Origin of the sequence: Xenorhabdus ishibashii, from assembly GCF_002632755.1 — a bacterium.
Taxonomy (GTDB): Bacteria; Pseudomonadota; Gammaproteobacteria; order Enterobacterales; family Enterobacteriaceae; genus Xenorhabdus; species Xenorhabdus ishibashii.
This window is the reverse complement of record NZ_NJAK01000001.1, coordinates 1,235,941-1,254,854: the sequence shown is the minus strand read 5'-3', so window position 1 is coordinate 1,254,854 and position 18,914 is coordinate 1,235,941. Positions and strand designations below refer to the sequence as shown.

General features: G+C 41.5%; 22 protein-coding genes and 2 pseudogenes. 11 read left to right on the top strand and 13 right to left on the bottom strand.

The annotated features are described in order from the left end of the window. Nucleotides 1–28 precede the first annotated feature (28 nt). The 7 genes and pseudogenes from Xish_RS05890 to lgt form a co-directional block, all read right to left on the bottom strand. Entirely contained in the window at nt 29–520 is a 492-nt protein-coding gene (locus Xish_RS05890; protein WP_244186112.1) for an IS630 family transposase, read from the bottom strand. A gap of 22 nt (nt 521–542) precedes the next feature. After that, nucleotides 543–866, bottom strand: a complete 324-nt coding sequence (locus Xish_RS05885) for an IS630 transposase-related protein (protein ID WP_099116405.1) — start codon at nt 864–866, stop codon at nt 543–545. A 59-nt stretch (nt 867–925) separates the two neighbouring features. After that, a pseudogene (locus Xish_RS05880) lies at nt 926–1,486 on the bottom strand (IS110 family RNA-guided transposase); the annotation flags it as partial. A gap of 155 nt (nt 1,487–1,641) precedes the next feature. Beyond that, nucleotides 1,642–2,037 (bottom strand): DUF1240 domain-containing protein, encoded by a 396-nt coding sequence (locus Xish_RS05875; protein ID WP_099117111.1) that lies wholly within the window; start codon nt 2,035–2,037, stop codon nt 1,642–1,644. Next, nucleotides 2,034–2,999 (bottom strand): hypothetical protein, encoded by a 966-nt coding sequence (locus Xish_RS05870; protein ID WP_099117110.1) that lies wholly within the window; start codon nt 2,997–2,999, stop codon nt 2,034–2,036. The genes Xish_RS05875 and Xish_RS05870 overlap by 4 nt, the downstream gene beginning before the upstream one ends. A 1,541-nt stretch (nt 3,000–4,540) precedes the next feature. Further along, on the bottom strand, nt 4,541–5,335 hold the full coding sequence (thyA, locus tag Xish_RS05855) for a thymidylate synthase (RefSeq protein WP_099117108.1): 795 nt from the start codon (nt 5,333–5,335) through the stop codon (nt 4,541–4,543). Then, on the bottom strand, nt 5,332–6,222 hold the full coding sequence (lgt, locus tag Xish_RS05850) for a prolipoprotein diacylglyceryl transferase (RefSeq protein WP_099117107.1): 891 nt from the start codon (nt 6,220–6,222) through the stop codon (nt 5,332–5,334). Before lgt ends, thyA begins: the two co-directional genes overlap by 4 nt. Before the next feature lie 395 nt (nt 6,223–6,617). On the opposite strand from lgt, the gene Xish_RS05845 reads away from it, so the two are divergent. Next, a complete protein-coding gene (locus tag Xish_RS05845; RefSeq protein WP_099116351.1) occupies nt 6,618–7,517 on the top strand; it encodes an IS982 family transposase in 900 nt (299 codons plus the stop codon). A 154-nt stretch (nt 7,518–7,671) separates the two neighbouring features. On the opposite strand, the gene Xish_RS05840 is transcribed toward Xish_RS05845, so the two are convergent. Both Xish_RS05840 and Xish_RS05835 read right to left on the bottom strand, forming a co-directional pair. Continuing rightward, the gene (locus Xish_RS05840; RefSeq protein ID WP_099117106.1) at nt 7,672–8,052 is read right to left on the bottom strand and encodes a hypothetical protein; all 381 of its coding nucleotides are present in this window, start codon (nt 8,050–8,052) and stop codon (nt 7,672–7,674) included. A 2-nt stretch (nt 8,053–8,054) separates the two neighbouring features. Continuing rightward, entirely contained in the window at nt 8,055–8,411 is a 357-nt protein-coding gene (locus tag Xish_RS05835) for a tlde1 domain-containing protein (RefSeq protein WP_099117105.1), read from the bottom strand. Nucleotides 8,412–8,717: 306 nt separating this feature from the next. On the opposite strand from Xish_RS05835, the gene Xish_RS05830 reads away from it, so the two are divergent. The 7 genes and pseudogenes from Xish_RS05830 (at nt 8,718) to Xish_RS05805 (ending at nt 13,763) form a co-directional block, all read left to right on the top strand. Then, a complete protein-coding gene (locus tag Xish_RS05830; RefSeq protein ID WP_099116405.1) occupies nt 8,718–9,041 on the top strand; it encodes an IS630 transposase-related protein in 324 nt (107 codons plus the stop codon). Then, nucleotides 9,010–9,555 (top strand): IS630 family transposase, encoded by a 546-nt coding sequence (locus Xish_RS05825; protein WP_341865766.1) that lies wholly within the window; start codon nt 9,010–9,012, stop codon nt 9,553–9,555. The genes Xish_RS05830 and Xish_RS05825 overlap by 32 nt, the downstream gene beginning before the upstream one ends. Before the next feature lie 21 nt (nt 9,556–9,576). Then, nucleotides 9,577–10,044: an IS110 family RNA-guided transposase gene (locus tag Xish_RS05820; protein WP_167383224.1), complete on the top strand. Its 468-nt coding sequence runs from the start codon at nt 9,577–9,579 to the stop codon at nt 10,042–10,044. 311 nt (nt 10,045–10,355) lie between these two features. Continuing rightward, nucleotides 10,356–11,276: a phage major capsid protein gene (locus Xish_RS05815; RefSeq protein ID WP_099118686.1), complete on the top strand. Its 921-nt coding sequence runs from the start codon at nt 10,356–10,358 to the stop codon at nt 11,274–11,276. Between the two features lie 43 nt (nt 11,277–11,319). Further along, nucleotides 11,320–11,868 (top strand): HK97 family phage prohead protease, encoded by a 549-nt coding sequence (locus Xish_RS05810; protein WP_099117103.1) that lies wholly within the window; start codon nt 11,320–11,322, stop codon nt 11,866–11,868. Nucleotides 11,869–11,870: 2 nt separating this feature from the next. After that, nucleotides 11,871–12,815 (top strand): annotated as a pseudogene (locus Xish_RS18785) (phage portal protein); the annotation flags it as partial. Beyond that, on the top strand, nt 12,792–13,763 hold the full coding sequence (locus Xish_RS05805; protein ID WP_425275021.1) for a terminase TerL endonuclease subunit: 972 nt from the start codon (nt 12,792–12,794) through the stop codon (nt 13,761–13,763). The pseudogene Xish_RS18785 and the gene Xish_RS05805, both read left to right, overlap by 24 nt. Before the next feature lie 83 nt (nt 13,764–13,846). Here the strand turns inward: Xish_RS05805 and Xish_RS05800 are convergent, their stop codons facing one another. Continuing rightward, a complete protein-coding gene (locus Xish_RS05800; protein WP_244185943.1) occupies nt 13,847–14,374 on the bottom strand; it encodes a hypothetical protein in 528 nt (175 codons plus the stop codon). 420 nt (nt 14,375–14,794) lie between these two features. Between Xish_RS05800 and Xish_RS05795 the strand changes: the two genes are divergently transcribed. Beyond that, the gene (locus Xish_RS05795) at nt 14,795–15,058 is read left to right on the top strand and encodes a helix-turn-helix domain-containing protein (RefSeq protein WP_099117102.1); all 264 of its coding nucleotides are present in this window, start codon (nt 14,795–14,797) and stop codon (nt 15,056–15,058) included. 461 nt (nt 15,059–15,519) lie between these two features. On the opposite strand, the gene Xish_RS05790 is transcribed toward Xish_RS05795, so the two are convergent. Genes Xish_RS05790 through Xish_RS05780 form a run of 3 tightly spaced genes read right to left on the bottom strand, consistent with a single transcriptional unit; the run spans nt 15,520 to nt 17,910 of the window. Beyond that, complete coding sequence (locus Xish_RS05790; RefSeq protein ID WP_099117101.1) at nt 15,520–16,281, bottom strand: hypothetical protein; 762 nt, start codon at nt 16,279–16,281, stop codon at nt 15,520–15,522. After that, on the bottom strand, nt 16,278–17,315 hold the full coding sequence (locus Xish_RS05785) for a phage integrase (protein WP_099117100.1): 1,038 nt from the start codon (nt 17,313–17,315) through the stop codon (nt 16,278–16,280). The genes Xish_RS05790 and Xish_RS05785 overlap by 4 nt, the downstream gene beginning before the upstream one ends. A gap of 4 nt (nt 17,316–17,319) precedes the next feature. Further along, nucleotides 17,320–17,910 carry a phage repressor protein CI gene (locus tag Xish_RS05780; RefSeq protein ID WP_099117099.1) on the bottom strand — a complete coding sequence of 197 codons (591 nt, stop codon included), beginning with the start codon at nt 17,908–17,910 and terminating at the stop codon, nt 17,320–17,322. A gap of 147 nt (nt 17,911–18,057) precedes the next feature. On the opposite strand from Xish_RS05780, the gene Xish_RS05775 reads away from it, so the two are divergent. Continuing rightward, nucleotides 18,058–18,279, top strand: a complete 222-nt coding sequence (locus tag Xish_RS05775; RefSeq protein WP_099117098.1) for a regulator — start codon at nt 18,058–18,060, stop codon at nt 18,277–18,279. Nucleotides 18,280–18,508: 229 nt separating this feature from the next. Further along, the gene (locus tag Xish_RS05770; RefSeq protein WP_099117097.1) at nt 18,509–18,862 is read left to right on the top strand and encodes a DUF5347 family protein; all 354 of its coding nucleotides are present in this window, start codon (nt 18,509–18,511) and stop codon (nt 18,860–18,862) included. The last annotated feature ends 52 nt before the right edge of the window (nt 18,863–18,914 follow it).

Below are 18,914 nucleotides of genomic sequence, written 5' to 3'. Positions count from 1 at the left end.
TGAAATAATTTTAAATATAGCAGAATCATCATAACCTGACATATTCAATATGCTCCGTAAACAACTCATCAACCGAACATCTTTTTTGCCTCCTGATCGCTTTTGCTCCGCCCCATTTGTGTTCTATTGGGTTCAAATCCGGACTATAAGCGGGAAGCCATTCCAGTTGACATCTGCTGTCTGCTATCGCTTGTGCCGTGTCATTCCGTTTATGGAAAGGCGCATTGTCCATCACTATCACGGTGCCGTGTGGAAGCTTTGGCAGCAAATCTTGTGTCATCCACGCATAAAAAACATCGGCATTAATATTCTCGGTAAACAAGCTTAAGGTGACGAAGGTATTTTCGAGAATGGCACCAATGACGTTGATACGGCCTTTTGCGTGCCAGTCATGCGAACCAAAACAGCGTAACCCTTTTTCCGAATAGCCATGTTGACGTGGCATCGACTGAGCAAAACCACTTTCATCCAAATACACAATCGGCCTGCCAGCCCGCTCATAGTCGCTGATGCGCTCGATAAATACCTGACGAGCCTGAAGATCAGCGCGAGGGTGTTTTAACGTTTTTTTTATGGGTGATCCGAAGCCGTTTCAAGGCATAATGAATAGCCGATTGTGAGACACCTAAACGTTTTGCTCTTTCCCATTGATAGTCATCGGGAAAGTGTTGGACATCCGCCATGAGCACTGCATCAGGGATTTTCGTGGCAGGTTTATTGCGGGTCATGCAAGGTTCTATCTGATTGCACCACCGGAACAAGGTGCGCATGGAGACTTCAAAATGGGCACTCGTTTGTTCAAAAGTCAACGAATGCTTGTCTTTGTATGCCAATACTCTCTTTCGAAAATCTAAGCTGTAGCCCATCTCATTTTATGCCTTGTCATCTTAGGTTTAGATATTATGTCATATTGATATGATTTAGCTATATTTTCATAGAGAGATGACAGAAGCTGCCGGAATGGCATGGGTAAACCGTTATCTGCATCTTCAAGTAATTCTGGCACATGCCGGCTTACCGCAACAGCACCCTGCGGGAGAACAATACCGAATTCAGCCAGCAGTCCTCTGATTTGGTTGATCTGTGCAGTTCTGGCTTTGACAAACCCTGTGCGGGCACGATGAACTGATAATAAAGATTGCTGCTCAGGTGTTTTAATACTCACAAACCGCATGTTCGGACGCGACACAGCCTCACAAATCGCCTCTGCATCCGCCATATCATTCTTGTTTGTTTTTACATAGGGTTTAACAAACTGCGGAGGCATGAGCTTAACAGTATGACCCTGTGCAATGAGGATACGTGCCCAGTGATGAGCACCGGCACAGGCTTCCATACCGATAAGACAGGTGGGCATGTTTGCAAAGAATGCTGTCATCTGGGATCGCTTAATCCTTTTTTTGAGCTGACATTTACCGTTCTCATCAACGCCGTGGATCTGAAACACGTTTTTTGCCAAATCGATGCCAATCGTTATAACAGTCATATCGCGCCTCCGCTGGGATAGAATTATCAGTAATATCCTACCGCTGGTTCAGGGAAGGAGCGACCATTCCATTATTATGATAAACAATAAAAAAGCCCCTGACATTCAGAGGCTAAACTTGCGAAAACATGAGGACAGAATATTTACAAAAGTTTTCAATTACACAGTGATAAATCTTTCACATATGTTGTTGGTGACATCCACGATATTTTATCACATGTCAGATAACCATCATTTTTTAACTTATAGCTAACATAAAAAGAGACAGGTAAGCTGATGATGAATGATAAAATTGCCAACCAAACCATAAAGTTAACAATCACTTTATTAAATTTAGGTTGCCTATTAAAAATAAAGAAAAAAATAGAGCATAATAACGCGTAAAATAATAGAGGTGAAGTCATGACACCAATAACAACAGTGGCAGAAAATGTTATTTCATCTTTCATTAATATTAATGAAACAGCATCGCCAATAACGAAAATAACCGTAAATATTACTAACAATAATAATATTAACACACCTAATGCTTGGAGGTATTTACTATTCACCTAAACCTTCCTAATTCATTAAAAAAATGCTGTAAATCCACTTCCAGTGTTCTTGGTTTTCTTTTCATTTCTTCTTTCAAAAGTGCTATTAATTTTTCACTTATCCCATATTGCTTATCAAGAGTATCTAAAATATAAGCCGCTAGAACTCCAACAGCTAAAACTATCAGAGCAACGGCAATAATACTTCCACCTAAAAATGCAGTGGCAGTTAAAAGTGATCCTACAACCCAGGAGGAAGCAGCAATAATAGCAGTTTTAGCCATATCCATGGTTACATTTCCAAGAAAATCGGCTAGCGTATATTCATCCTTAAAAATACTTTCTATTACTCGATATCCAATAGAAAAAATGATGGAGAATCTAACTCCTTGAACAACGCTTGCATTAAGACCCTGCTGCCCAATTCCCATTCCAAGCATTTGGGGATTTTGGGCACGATATCGTGTCCCCATGATACGATTCCGAAGACCTGCATGCCCTGATATGTGAATATACCTTTCCCCATTTTTTCCTATATGTTCTACCGCTTTAATGCTTAAGCTCTTAAATTCTCGAACAACATCATGGAATCCACGTGAATCATAGATATTTCCTGCGTAGGTAGATATGGGATCAGTGACAGAAAATACACGCGCCATAGGATCTTTTTTCTTGTTTCCTGCGTCCACACCTCTTGCAAATGCTTCTTCATAACTTAGGTGTGTTTCGTTCATACCTCTTGCAAATGCTTCTCCATGATTTGGACTTTGTGGACGGCGGGAACTGATATCCTCAATAATGCTTTGAGCTTCTGATAATGTGAGAACAAAGTGATACTGGGTATTATCCCTCAATACTTTTTCTAGACCAATAGCATCAAAAAATTCATGTTGAGGCTTTAGCTGATTAATTCCCACATTCCCCCTTAAAACATCCCCCATATAGCCATCCCAAGTGGGATTATATTTCTTATGTGTCATTCCTCAATTCTCCGTAGCACTCAATATCAAATTAATAATTGATTGACTTGTGTCAAGATTTCCGATGTAGCATCAATTAAGCAGGATATAACAACAATGCTTACCCATTCCAGCATGGAAAAGATCCTCCTTTAAATTTGTGATAAATCTCTATTCTTAAGCAAAATCAGACAATTACTTAATTTTAATTTCAGTCATACCATAATAAAAAAATTATGCACTAAATTTATTATCCCAGACTTATCCGGCTTTTATTTGCCTGCCAGAGATACCCCCTATAAATCTTTTTTCTCCTCCCAGTTATGCACCCTCTGCACATTCCCCTGAAAGCCTTGCTACATCTGATCTTACGGTAATTAATATGATATTCACTGACTGTGTCCCCTGTTCACCCACTTTTTACACTTAATGAAGAGAATGTATAGTTGATGTATAGTTAAAAAATAACTATACATCTATTATTTTCTTTTAAATACAGCTAGATATTTGAATATGGTGTATGGAATGTAGACCTAAAGCCAAAAGTTTTATACAGGTGATTTAAAGTCTCGACACTCAGGCACTGACGGTAGCCATTCTTCGGCCTCTTCCGATAATTCAACGTTTCCACATATCCCTCCCCATATTAAAAAAGTGAAAATCCACTTTTCTATCGTTACCAAGCGATTAAGGTATCCTGTGAATCGTTTTCAGGTTCTAGGATGCCGTAGACAAGTATTTTAGGTTACTTCTGGTTATTTATACAGTTGTTTTATTGTTCATAATTAATTGAAAATTAAGAATAAGTATAAATAAGTAGAACGTTAATTCCCGCCTCATAATCGCTTGGTCGCTGGTTCAAGTCCAGCAGGGGCTATCAAATTTTAGCTGTTAAATCAGCATATTAGACCACTTTTAGACGAGTGGTCTTTTTTATTTCTTTTGGTCGATGCCCCCTTTTTGTCTCCTGAGAAAAATTTAGTGTCCCTACCCCACATTCACTGACATATAAAAAAAGTTTGTTTTTCAACCAAACAAACCAATCCGGAAAAAAATTTCTGCCACAGAAAATATCTTTACCGATTCAATTGATTTCAGTTGCCTTATCAATGCAAAACCACATGGCTACTCCGTTCTAAAATTTTCCTTAGCTTGCCTCCGCGATCTAACTTCCTACGTAAAATAGAATTTCCCTTTTAATATCATTGCATTGATATCTTCTCCGCGATCCACCGTTGATCCAAAAACTGAAATTCCCTGAAAATCTTTTCACTCCTTTCAATTTGTGATTTTTTCCACAGCGCCAGCACGGGCGCGGTCTGGCGATTCGGTTTGCAGGATTTTCAAACTGAAAAAACTTTTTGATCCAAAACGTGCAGGCGGGTGCGGTGTCCGAGATCTTTATACCACTATACCCTTAATATCAAAGGCCACCGGACGGTTAATCCGATGGCCTTTATGCTATTACTGAGATTGGTAGCCTCGGCTCTAGCGCATGGAATAAATAATTAATGAGGATAAATACATTTTCCATCCCCAGATTTGAGGATGGAAAAAGAGGATTAAATTGCGACAGGTGCTTTAATACCAGGGTGTGGATCATAATCCACAATTTCGAAGTCTTCGAATCGATAATCAAACAATGATTCTGGTTTACGCTTAATAACTAACTTAGGTAATGCACGTGGCTCACGACTTAATTGCAGTTTGGTCTGTTCCAAATGGTTGCTGTACAGGTGAGTATCACCACCAGTCCAAACAAAATCACCCACTTCAAGATCACACTGTTGAGCCATTATATGCACCAACAAGGCATAACTGGCGATATTAAATGGTAACCCTAAAAACACGTCACAAGAGCGCTGGTAAAGCTGGCAGGAAAGTTTGCCATCCGCTACGTAAAACTGAAAAAAAGCATGACATGGCGCCAACGCCATTTTATCCAGCTCCCCAACGTTCCATGCAGAAACGATGATCCGACGTGAATCAGGATCACTTTTCAACTGCTCAATAACCTGAGTTAATTGATCGATTTGGCGACCATCCGCAGAACCCCAGGCACGCCATTGTTTACCATAAACAGGCCCTAAATCGCCATTTTCGTCAGCCCATTCATCCCAGATAGACACGCCATTATCATGCAGGTATTTGACATTGGTGTCGCCATTCAAGAACCAAAGCAATTCATGAATAATGGAACGAAGATGGCAACGCTTGGTTGTTACCAATGGGAAACCTTCTTGCAAATTGAAACGCATCTGATGACCAAAGATAGAGAGTGTTCCTGTCCCTGTACGGTCATCTTTTGCTGTGCCCTCTTCCAGCACTTTTTTCATTAAATCCAGATACTGCTTCATTTTGCCTCTTGTACCTTGTTATTGCGGGTTTTGTTGCCAGGGCATTTATACGCCCATATCATCATAAATATTCCGAACAAAATCATTGGGATGGACAGCATTTGCCCCATACTTATCCCGTCAAACAACCCAAGCTGTGCGTCAGGCTGGCGGAAAAATTCGACTATTATGCGAAATGCACCGTAACCAATCAGGAATAAACCTGAAACACTCCCCATCGGGTGCGGTTTACGGATAAATAAATTGAGAATGATAAATAATACGATGCCTTCAAGCACCATCTCATATAACTGTGATGGATGGCGGGGCAAGACACCATATTTTTCCAGAATAGGCCATAACGAAGGATTGGTGGTAGCCAATGCAATATCTTCACTGCGGGAGCCTGGGAATAACATCGCCCACGGCGTATCAAGTGTCACACGCCCCCACAGTTCACCATTGATAAAGTTACCGATACGCCCCATACCTAAACCAAAGGGAACCAATGGAGCAACAAAATCTGCGACTTGTAAGAAGTGGCGCTTGGTACGGCGCGCAAACCACCACATAGCGCAGATAACCCCTACCAATCCACCGTGGAAAGACATTCCTCCATCCCAAACTTTAAACAGATAAAGAGGATTATCAAGGAACATTGGGAGATTATAGAACAGAACATAACCGAGGCGTCCACCGACGAAAACCCCGACAAACCCTGCATACAGTAAGTTCTCCACTTCGTCTTTGTTCCAGCCACTGTTCGGCTTTGCCGCCCGGCGATTTGCCAGCCACATGGCAAAAACAAAACCAACCAGATACATAAAACCGTACCAATGGAGTGATACAGGCCCGATTGAAAATATGACTGGGTCAATATTAGGAAATGCCAGATAGCTAGTGCTCATCGTTCCCCACTAAAAATAATGTTGTGTGAATGAATGATCTTGTGCGAGTAAATTATATGACTTGAATGGATTAAGACAAATAATCGCAGATGATAACATAGGCAAGTGACTTGCTCCCACCACTAAACCGTAAGTGGCAAGCGCTAAGATCTTTCGTACAGTATCTGTGCTGATAGCTGTCACTGCAAAGAGGGTTTTATGACAGCAAGATACATTCGCACAAAAAAACACCAATACTGCTGTATCAGCATATACCGTACCAACCGACAAAACAGATAGGGGGGAAAATAACCTCAATTAACGCGATGCTCGACTTTCGAGGTGAGTTGAAATGACATAGCCACTCCTTTATAACTTTAAGTCGCCAAACTGAGAGAAATAAAGGAACAAGGGCTATGTCACAGCAAGATTTTATCATTTGGGTGTTTTGTTGGGTAGACGATAATTTAACAGCGTTACAGCAAGGCACACGATTGAGGAGCCGGGGGATCCCACCTAAGTTGAGTGATGCGGAAGTCATCGCGATGGAAGTGATTGGTGAATTCTTAGGATTTTCAACAGATAAAGGCATTTGGACGTATTTTTGTACCCACTGGCGCGCATGGTTTCCGGGGTTAGGTTCACGCGCTAACTTTGCCAAACAAGCCTCTAATCTTTGGGTTGTCAAACAAAAACTGCAAGAAAAGCTGGCGAGATTATTGGGCGCGTTCGACAAGCCGGTACATATTATCGACGGATTTCCGCTGTCCGTCTGTGGATTCAAAAGAGCAAAAGGCAGTGCCAACTTTAAAGGACAAGCCGATTATGGGTACTGCGCCGCCAAAAACGAAACTTACTACGGCTTTAAAGGGCATCTTATGATAGATGAAACCGGCGTGGTAACGGGGTTTACGCTGACACCCGCCAATGTCAGTGAGCGTGAAGCAACCTGGGATGTAATCGGCCCGATAAAAGGCTATTTGCTGGGTGATAAAGGGTATTTAGGTACTGAATTTAAACAAGAAATGAAAAAAGAAGGCATTGAAATGATAACCCCGGTGCGTGCCAATATGGATGACCCTGTCCCCAGAGAGACGAGAAAGCGCATTAATGCCAGGCGACGTTTAATTGAAACCGTCATTGGCCAACTCGCCGGGCAATTTGCTATCGAAAAGTGCTGGGCACGGGACTTGTGGCACTTGAGTAATCGAATAGCCAGAAAACTGCTTTCTCACACGTTGGGTATTTTTGCCAATTTTAAACAAGGAAAAAATCAACGCGACTGGCTCCAACAAGCCAAGGTTATAGGGTGTTAAAGTCGAGCATCGCGTTCAATTAAATTGTATTTTTGGTTACATTAGATCGGGTTTCTTCAACAATTACCAATGAAATATTTTCCCGCTATGAATTATATTTTCAGTAATAATGATTGTTAGAACAATCATTATTACTGCTAAGTGAAAAATAAAACTAATTGTTTTCAGGAGTTATATCAAAGTAAGCCACTTCTGTTAATGAACACTCTTCCGCTGATATGATTGATGAAGCGATGAAAATAACAGGTTTTTTGTGATTATCGATATATGGAATAGAAATTTCTATTGTTTGAGTATACAACTGCCCCCAGTCTTCGAATGTGATTGGTTTCTTTCCTTTTACCAATTTATGTCTTTCAATTAGAGAAGAAGTCGCTTTCATTCGATCAAGCTGTTTATTTCTCTCGAATGCTGCATCTATCACTTTTTGTGCGGCCCAAGATTCGGTTGTGGCACAATAATCTAAAGCTTCTTTCGTTGAGGATAATGCAATACCAGGAACACATAGCATTGCAAGTAAAATCAGTTTTTTCATACTTATTCCACCACTAAATCTCTATCTACAGAATGGATTATTTCCCTTCTTGCATTCGGTCCTACAATGATACAACCTTCTGATGCTTCTCCTGGGTGTTCTCTACTATCACCGTGAATCCTAAAAAGATTTCTTCCATACATATTATTACAATCACAAGGTTCTAAAATTATGGTCATCGGCCCCTTACTATTCGTATATCCACCTATAGTATATCGTCCTCTAGGGATAGGACCCTTTCCTCGTACTGATTCTGATGCTGGATTATTTTTATATGTTCCTTTACCACTATATCCACGATCAACTAACTTATCATTATGATATAACTCACCTGAATATTGATGATAAATCCAAACCATTTAAAACTCCTTTTTAGATTTCTACAGGAATATGTGATAATTATGAATAGTGCATTGAGTGCAAAATATTACATGCAGTTATTCTATCATTTGACTATTTAAATATTCAATAAATCTTATCATTAACTTTAAGAAAAAATATAACTGATAAGTTTTTATTTATTATATTAGAATATTCTTTTCTATATTTTTAATTTAAGTTAAATAAACTAAAGTTGGAGTTAAGTCAGACTAATCAAATTCTATAGCTAAATCATATCAATATGACATAATATCTAAACCTAAGATGACAAGGCATAAAATGAGATGGGCTACAGCTTAGATTTTCGAAAGAGAGTATTGGCATACAAAGACAAGCATTCGTTGACTTTTGAACAAACGAGTGCCCATTTTGAAGTCTCCATGCGCACCTTGTTCCGGTGGTGCAATCAGATAGAACCTTGCATGACCCGCAATAAACCTGCCACGAAAATCCCTGATGCAGTGCTCATGGCGGATGTCCAACACTTTCCCGATGACTATCAATGGGAAAGAGCAAAACGTTTAGGTGTCTCACAATCGGCTATTCATTATGCCTTGAAACGGCTTCGGATCACCCATAAAAAAAACGTTAAAACACCCTCGCGCTGATCTTCAGGCTCGTCAGGTATTTATCGAGCGCATCAGCGACTATGAGCGGGCTGGCAGGCCGATTGTGTATTTGGATGAAAGTGGTTTTGCTCAGTCGATGCCACGTCAACATGGCTATTCGGAAAAAGGGTTACGCTGTTTTGGTTCGCATGACTGGCACGCAAAAGGCCGTATCAACGTCATTGATGCCATTCTCGAAAATACCTTCGTCACCTTAAGCTTGTTTACCGAGAATATTAATGCCGATGTTTTTTATGCGTGGATGACACAAGATTTGCTGCCAAAGCTTCCACACGGCACCGTGATAGTGATGGACAATGCGCCTTTCCATAAACGGAATGACACGGCACAAGCGATAGCAGACAGCAGATGTCAACTGGAATGGCTTCCCGCTTATAGTCCGGATTTGAACCCAATAGAACACAAATGGGGCGGAGCAAAAGCGATCAGGAGGCAAAAAAGATGTTCGGTTGATGAGTTGTTTACGGAGCATATTGAATATGTCAGGTTATGATGATTCTGCTATATAAAGCAGTTGAGTGAACACATTGAAACTCTGGAAACTGCAATCAATGAACAATTCAGACAGGATGCGTTGTGTAAAAAAATAGCCGCAATCCCGGGTGTCGGAGTCCTTACCGCAACCGCGATTGTCAGTGCTGTCGGAGATGGTAAGGGCTTCAAAAATGGCCGTCAGCTTGCCGCCTGGCTTGGGTTGGTTCCGTTACAGCATTCCAGCGGAGGTAAAAATGTTCTGGGCAGGATAAGTAAACGGGGTGACTCTTATATCCGGACTCTTTTAATTCACGGAGCCCGTTCTGTCATACTCGCACGGAGACACAAACTCTTGCCCGGAAGCTGGCTGAGCAGGCTTCTCGCCCGACGAAATAAAAATGTGGCTGCCGTGGCACTGGCCAACAAAAATGCCAGAATGCTCTGGGTGTTACTGACAACAGATAAAGAGTTTTCACCTGAACAAACTGTGGGTGCGGTCTATATGTAAATAAACAGCACCTTTTAAATAAAATATCAACTTACTGATTGCTAAGGGTAAACGTGAATTAAAGGCCAGACTGGTAAGACTGCGACTCAGTGAACCTGTATTTAACATGGCATAGCTTCGCTAATGCGTCATTATGATTAGGACTGAGTCTGCGAATTCCTTTAGGGACCACGGCATTAAGCCGACTCTGAGTCCGGATGTATGACTGCAATCTTACACGGCTGACTTTTTAACACGGGTACTTGGCAAACAGGAGCGACCATGTATGTTAAATAGTGTTTAAAGCATATAAAAATCAACCACAAAACACCATGAAAAAGCTACTCGAATTACGCCAGCAAAAGGCAGCCCTCACCGAACAAATGCGCACTCTGCTTACCAAGGCCGAAACTGAAAAACGCTCATTGACCGCAGAGGAAGCCAAACAGTTTGACGAACTGCGCAGCCAGTCCGACTCACTGAACGCCGAAATTGCCCGTTATGAGGCTCTGTCTGACGAAGAGCGCCATCAGGCGAAGACCCAGCCGACCAGTGACAAACTCAACAACAACGGGCTGCGCCACTATACGCCGAAGATGGAAGAAGTCAGCATTAAGCTGTTTCCTATCTACGCCTATCCTAAGACTACCCAAGAAATCATCGATTTTAGCGATGTAGATATTTTAGGCTGGCTAACCTCAGAAATTGCAGACACCTTTGTGGATACCGAAGAAACGGATCTTGTGAGTGGTGACGGTAGCAAGAAAGCAAAAGGCTTTCTGTCTTATCCCCGTGATACCCAAGCCGATAAGGTACGCACTTTTGGCACCCTGCAAAAGCTGGAAGCAACCAAACTGGAAGCCGATAGCCTGATTGACCTGAAATTCCTGCTCAAGAATAAATACCGTAAGAATGCGGTGTGGGTGATGAACTCCACAACGGCCGCCCAAGTGCAGAAGCTGAAAAACGGTAACGGGGATTACATCTGGCGCGAACGTCTGCAAGCCGGTGATCCCGATATGTTGCTGGGCTTGCCTGTCCATTACCTCGAATTTATGCCCGATAGCCTCATTGGTCTGGGCGACTTCAAACGCGGTTACTTCATCGTTGACCATGAAACCGGCACCCGTACCCGCCCTGACAATATCACCGAACCAGGATTTTATAAGGTGCACTCCGACAAATATTTAGGCGGTGGGCTGGTGGACTCCAACGCCATCAAGGTACTGGAAGTGAAAACAGCCAGTAAATAAGCAAGAGGGGCACAACGCCCCTTTTTAGTCTTGGAGTCCATAGATGAAAAATGATTTTGAAATCCGCACTGCTTCACTGTCTGCCAGTGATAAGAAACTGACCGGTTATGTGATTAAGTGGAACAGCCGATCACAAGTCTTATGGGATGAGTTTGTCGAGCAGTTCGCCCCAAATGCGTTTAGTGCCAGCTTGACGGCAAATACTGATGTTCGAGCATTGTATGAACATGATCACATGAACCTGTTAGGCCGTACTACGTCTGGTACATTGCAGCTTGCCGAAGATGCCACCGGATTACGCTTTGAGTTAACCCCGCCGGATACCCAATTAGGGCGTGATGTACTGGCACTGGTTGAACGGGGTGATATTTCCGGTATGTCCTTTGGTTTTCGTGCCATTAAAGATCAGTGGGATGTGGGACAAGAGCCGTATCTGAGAACCGTTTTAGAAGCGGAACTACGGGAAATCACTGTCACCAGTTTACCCGCCTATCCTGAAAGTGGTGTTGAGATTGCCAAACGTTCGCTGAATAGGGTTAAGCCTAACAATGTGGATTTGCGCCATTACTGGCTACAACTGTCTGAGGTGTGATTATGTGGCCTTTTAAGCGTAAAGCCGCTGAGACTCGCAGTGTCAGTATTGATGAGTTTCTTTCTCTGGCAGGTATATCTAACACCAAATCAGGCGAGCATGTTTCACCGTCTACAGCCGAAGGCTTACCCGCCGTGATGAATGCTGTCACGGTGATTAGTGAAGCCGTGGCAACCATGCCTTGCTATCTCTATCGGGTTCAGCACCAGAACGGCAAAGAGTCCCGCGAATGGCTCAGTGATCACCCCGTAGATTATTTGCTCAATGAGTGCCCGAACGATTGCCAGACGCCTTTTCAGTTTAAGCGAACGCTGATGCGTCATTGCTTGTTAAATGGTAATGCCTATGCCGTGATAGTCTGGGGAAAAGAGGGGCAATCCTTGCACCCTTACCCACCGTCGGCGGTGGTAGCGCAACGATTATCCGATCACCGGTTCGCCTACACCATCACCGAACCTTATAGCGGCAAGGCGAAAACCTATCTGCAAGAAGAAGTGTTGCATTTGCGCTATGCCACCGAAGATGGCTTTCTTGGTCGATCACCAGTCACGATTTGCCGAGAAACATTGGGGTTGGGGCTGGCACAACAACGCCACGGTTCAAGCATTATGAAAGAGGGCATGATGGCGGCAGGCGTGATTAAATCCGCTGAGTGGTTAGATGCCCGCCAGATGTGCTTGTTATCAAAACCACTCAAGAAGCGGGTATCTATCCAGCAACACAAAGTGACTTATACCAAGAGCAACAGCCTGTTAAAGCCACTGGCAGCCAAAGCCGCCACGATTGAGGGCACGAACCCCAGCCTCGCCATTGTTGATGAATATCATTTGCACCCTGATAACGCGGTTTACTCTGCCCTTGAGTTGGGGATGGGCGCCCGTCCCGAAGGCATTCTGTTTGCCATTACTACGGCAGGCAGTAACGTGATATCCGCCTGTAAACAGCATTATGATTATTGCTGTCAGATACTGGATGGCGAAGAACAAAATGAGTCCCTGTTTGCCCTGATCTACGAACTGGACGATGAGAACGAGATTGATGATGAAGCCCTCTGGATAAAGGCTAACCCGAATCTGGATGTCTCAGTAGACAGCGCCGCACTGCATGACACGATACAGAAAGCCCGTGGCATTCCCTCGCAATGGACTGAGATGCTCACCAAACGCTTTAATATCTGGTGTCAGGGTGAAACTCCGTGGATGGGTGAAGGCGCATGGAAAGGCTGCCAGTCAGACTATGACGAAAACGATCTCAAAGGCTTGGAATGCTACGCTGGGTTAGATTTATCCTCCACAGGTGATATCACCAGTATCTGTTACACGTTCCCCGTAGATAACGAACTGTTATTACTGACCCGCCATTACTTGCCGGAAGCCCAGCTACAGAACCCTGCTAATAAGAATCGGGCAGTGTATCGCCAATGGGCACAAATGGGCTGGATACGTACCACGACCGGCGATTGTATTGATTATGACCGTATCAGTGATGACATTCTCAAAGACAGCCAGCACTTTGATATCAAACTGGTGGGCTTTGACACATGGAACGCCACACACTTACGCACACAACTACAGGGTGCAGGGCTGGATGTTGAGCCGTTCCCGCAAACCTACATGCGGTATAGTCCCGTAGCTAAATCCGCCGAAGTCTTTGTTAACCGCAAAGTCATTCGTCACAATGGCGATCCGGTGCTTTCGTGGGCGATGTCCAATGTCGTGATGGAAACGGACGCGAACGCCAATATCAAACCGAACAAGAAGAAATCTGCGAATAAAATCGACCCTGCCATCGCGTTCCTGATGAGTTTTGGCACATGGCAGGTAGAGCATGAAGAGTTTGCGTTTAGTCTGAGTAATGAACAACAGCGGCGATTGGATAATTTTGATGGGATTTAATTAATTAAAAAACAAAAGGAGCAAAATAGTTCTGATTGCTCCTTTAATTCACTTATCTAATTGAATAATAATAATAAATTAATTTATTCAAATTTTAGAGATAACAATATATCAGTGCTCACATCTTTGTACTGTTCCCACTCATCAACAGTTGTATTAAATGAAACAATTACTGCTTTTCCATTAAATGATGTAGTTAACATTTTATTATGAATGTTTGTATCCATTGCACTTGATATAAAATCTATTATCCTAGCATCTTTTCCATCCACAATTACTTTTTGGAGTGATGGTTGATAGTTTGGCATTAACTTTAATAAAGAATCTGTAAACATATCTAATTGTTCTGGAAGCATAGATACCGTTCCTGCGCTAATTATGATGTTAACTTTTCCACTCTCATCGGTAAAAATGTTTTTTTCATTATTATCTCTCATTGATGGATATTTTAATCTTTTGGATTTTTCGTCCATCAAAGTAAACCTCTTTGGAATTTTAATAGAGAGTGCATGTTTTGGAATTTGTTGTCGTTCCAAACTGACTTTAGCGAGTGTTTTAAACGGCAAAAATAAAATAAATATAATGGGTAATAATTTCCACATTTTTCTCATAGTGATCAATTCCGGCTTGAACGTTTTCAATAGATATTTTGTTTGAAAATAACTCATCATAACGTTTTCTATTTAAAGAAAGTTAATTTTGATTTCCAGTGGTTATTATATGTATTAATGATTTAAATGTTGAGTTATTACCGCAAAAAGTTAAACATTTATACTGGTTCGCTTATTGAACCAGATAAACCAATCAGTTAAAGTAGCCCCGCCATTAGCAAAATCTAGTGGTCAAGGATTCTCACCCTTGTAAAGAACTATCCACTGGTAGGAAGTTTCTGCCAGTGTGTCTGCTCGCCCTTTCAATGGCGGTTCAGACGGGGGAGGCTTCGGCCTCGCTGGAAGATAGTTCCCAGTTGTGAGAACCCTGTCTTGAATCGCCACCATCAATTTTCTCAATTAATGGAAGGGGTAGCAGGAATGTTCAATGTTAAAAAAGACTGGCATCAAGCCGATATTATTGCTGCATTACGTAAGCGTGGAACAACCTTAGCGGCTGTTTCTCGTGAATCTGGACTCAGTTCATCTACACTAGCAAATACTCTCAGTCGGCCTTGGCCTAAAGGCGAATGGATTATTGCTAACTATCTCGAAATACACCCCTCAGAAATCTGGCCGAGTCGCTATTTTGATTCGTATGGTCGATTAATTGAGCGTCACGCTCGCAATAAGCCACTGGAATAATTACTCATCAGTTTTTGAGATTCAAACTTAGCCATTTTTAGAAATCCCGGCGTTTTGCATTTCAAGTGGCGATTAGGGAAGCAAAAAGGCGAACATCGTATGTTCAGAGGATGTGATAAATATCACAGAGAAAAATACGACAACGCTTCATTACCGTAGCGGTGTTAATCGGTTATACCTCACGCTACTGCCAGAAGGTATCCTATGGGTATCCTAGAAAAAACTAAGGGGTCGCACTTTTGATGCAACCCCTTGATAATTCTGGTGGCCCCTGCTGGACTTGAACCAGCGACCAAGCGATTATGAGTACCGTGATAGGTGTCGCAAAATCAATTATATATCAATAAAAACAATAGATTAAATTAAAATAAAGCGCAATGTTATTCAATATTTCTTTTTTTTTTGCGACATTTTTGCGACACTTTATGTGGCATTCTCATTAGAGCCATTCTTGCAAGTTATCACTGGAGATCAATAGGTATAACAGCAAAATTTTCATAGGATTCTAGTTCATCAAAAATCTCAGGGTTCCAGTGTTTGCAATGACAATAGAACCAAAAGCGACGCCCAGGGGAGATGCTACTTTGAAGGATAATTTTTGCACTTTGCTGTGATTCCTTATCTTCTATTTTTTTTATTTTACGTAGAATTTCAGTAAACACTATGCTTTCATTTGTGAAGTAATTGGATAATTTCGTCACATTATAGGCTGTTTCCCACACGGAATTCTCATGTTCTTCAAGTGTGTCATATTTATTCACATAATTTCCTTTGTATGGATATTTAACTACTTTTTTAACTGTATCTAACAAAACGTCAAAAATAAGATCTGATTTACCTCCTAATACTTTGTTTGAGTTTTTATCCATTACATTATTTAGAGCTTTCGATAATACAATGAATTGGTCAAGATTTTTTGTTATCTCTGATTCTTCTTTTTGTTCTTCATAACGTATTTGTTGCTCATTATTACTTTTCTGCATTTCCTTGAGCTGTTGAGAGTTATTTCTCTGCATTGTTTTTAAAGTTTGGATAAGAACAATAATGCTTCCCACTGTGGCTAAAGGCCCCCAAACTCCTCCAACCAAAGAGCCAAAGGCTGCCCAGTCTCCACTGTTATTAGATAGTGAACGGTTGAATGTATAAAAGTAAAGAGCAAGAGGGATAACGGCAATAATAAGTAAAACAAGCAAGTACCAGTATTCTTTGAGTAATTTTTTCATATAACCATCCGTGATAGTGGATTGAGCTTTATTGCATCATCAAGATGCTCAGGAGCGAAGTGAGAATACCTCATTGTCATTTTTATATCAGTATGCCCAAGGATTCTTTGCAGTACCAAAATGTTACCGCCGTTCATCATAAAATGACTGGCAAAAGTGTGTCTTAAAACGTGGGATAGCTGGCCGTCTGGCAATTCAATCTTAGCCCTGTTTATTGCTGATCTGAATGCGTAATAACAAGGGGTAAACAGTTTCCCTTTCTTACTACTCTTAGTATAAATCTCATCATACAAATCTTGGCTAATAGGTACGGTTCGATTACGCTTGCCTTTGGTTTTAATAAAAGTAATTTTATTTGGCGTTATTTGTGAGCGTTGTAAAGTTTCGGCCTCAGCCCATCTTGCGCCAGTTGATAGCGCTATCTTAACTACCAGAGATAAATCTTTAGCACTGCTCTCTTCACAGGCTTTGAATAAGTCAGCAATTTGTTCATGGGTCAGAAAGGCCATTTCTGATTCATCAGTTCTGAACGCCCTGACATTCTCAAGAGGGTTATCACCTTCCCATTCACCTAATCTCTTTAACTCATTAAAAACAGCAAGAAAGTAGGATAGTTCAAGGTTTACCGTGCGGGGTGCAACTGTCTCGACACGTTTAGTTCTGGATAGTTTTCCGGAAAGCCTTTGCTCTCTATATTTGGAAAACAGTTGCGCAGTAAATTCGGTAGCAAGTGGATCACCCATACATTCACTTGCCCAGAGCATCGTAGTGTGTCGCCTTGCTCCGTCACCTAACGTAACGCCATGTGCTTTATACCAAATATCTATTAAGTCACGTAATCTACGTGTGTCTTTGGTATTACTTTCTACCCACGGCTTGCCATTGAGTTTATCTAACTCATAGCGTTCGTAAGCTAATGCCTCACCTTTTGTAGCGAATTTTTTGCGGACACGCTTACCTTTTTTGCCATCAGAACGATCTTCTGAATAGAAATCGGCAATCCATTCTCCGGTAGATAACTTTCTTACTGTCATTGCATTACCCGTCGATAGAGCATTTACCAATAACACGGCCAAGGATATTGATATCATCCAAATTGCAATCAAAAGCCATGCCCACACCAGAAACCCTTACTCGTTTAACAGGGATTCGGGTTAGTTCGCGAAAGCTAACTTTTCCTTCAATATCGACAAGCCATTGACCATCGTAAACATCAGCAAATTTGCGATCAATAATATAGTGAACTTTGTTATCAAGTACGCTGATAGGGTCTTTGGGAAATTGAACACCTGCGCTGAAAAGGACTTTATCAAACATCACATAACCAGACTGATAGAGTTGTCCATCAACTAATTTATGATTGCTTAATTTCAATATATCTAACGTTTCATCATCAAATTTTTTACCTTGACCAGTAACTAACCACTCTAAGCAAACGCCTGTTTCAGCCATACAGCGAACAACCATATCAGCAGGAAAGCCCGGTCTTCTATATCTACCAGACAAACTACTAGCAGCCATTTCAAAGTGGTCAGCTAACATCATTTTTGATGAAAAACCATAGGCTTCCATAATCCTGTCTAGTACTTCAGTATTATTTTCATTCGGTTGAAAGTTAAATTTGCTCATAAAACACTCGCTACCTCTATTCATTTTGAAAATTAACCTATTGACACTTTTCAAAATGAAAAGTAAATTTACATGATAAGTTCCAAATTGGAAATTTTTAGCAATATTTGGCGATATTTAAGATAATGAAACTTAGGAGTTTGCCGTATGCGTCCAAAAATTACAATTTCTATCCCTGAGCCCTATCTGCCTCTAGATGAGTACTGTCGTCGTACGGGTACAAAACTTGGTACTGCTCGCCGTCTTATTGAGTATGGCAAATTACCCATAAAACCCAAGGGCGATCAGAAAAAAGGATTGGTTGAGGTCAATATGGCTGCTCTTACCATCCAGGCGCTCAGCGGTTACGAAGTTTCGCTTGAGCCGTAATATTTCGCTTTTGGAAAATTAACCCTGAGTTTAATACAGAGGTTAATGTGGCAACAGGGATGAGAGCATAATTAGTCTGAGGTCAGTATGAACGCACTAAAGCAACAGCAGCACCAATGCAAACTAACCAGTGAGTCATTCCATACAAAGAAAGGTGACGGATTTATTTTCCCGATTGTTTTATGTTCCGTTGCTTACTTTATTTTGTTTCTAATTAGGTGAGGTTTTTATGAACACGGAATATCAATTTGAGTCAACAGAACAGCGTGCTTTCAAAATGTTCTTTGAAGCGCGTGTTAATGGTTTAAATCACCTCGCTCAACTCAGGGCGAAGCATTTTAAATCTGCCAATGAGCAGTTGGCTGCCTTTATTGCTGAAATGCGTGATAAACGCAATGAGCACTACGCTGATAATATCCGCCTGTTGGGCGCTATTTTCTACCTTGCCCATATTCCTAAAGAACGGCATAAACTGGAATTAAGTCAATTTACCCGTGAAGAAAAAAATAGCCTTATAAAGGCAGTGAATTTAATTAAGGCAGCGGGTGCATTATTGCCAAATCATTTAGCGCTGCCCAATTAAATAATAAATACCGATTTAATTTTAATGGCGTCAACACGTCAGGGAATCCCTT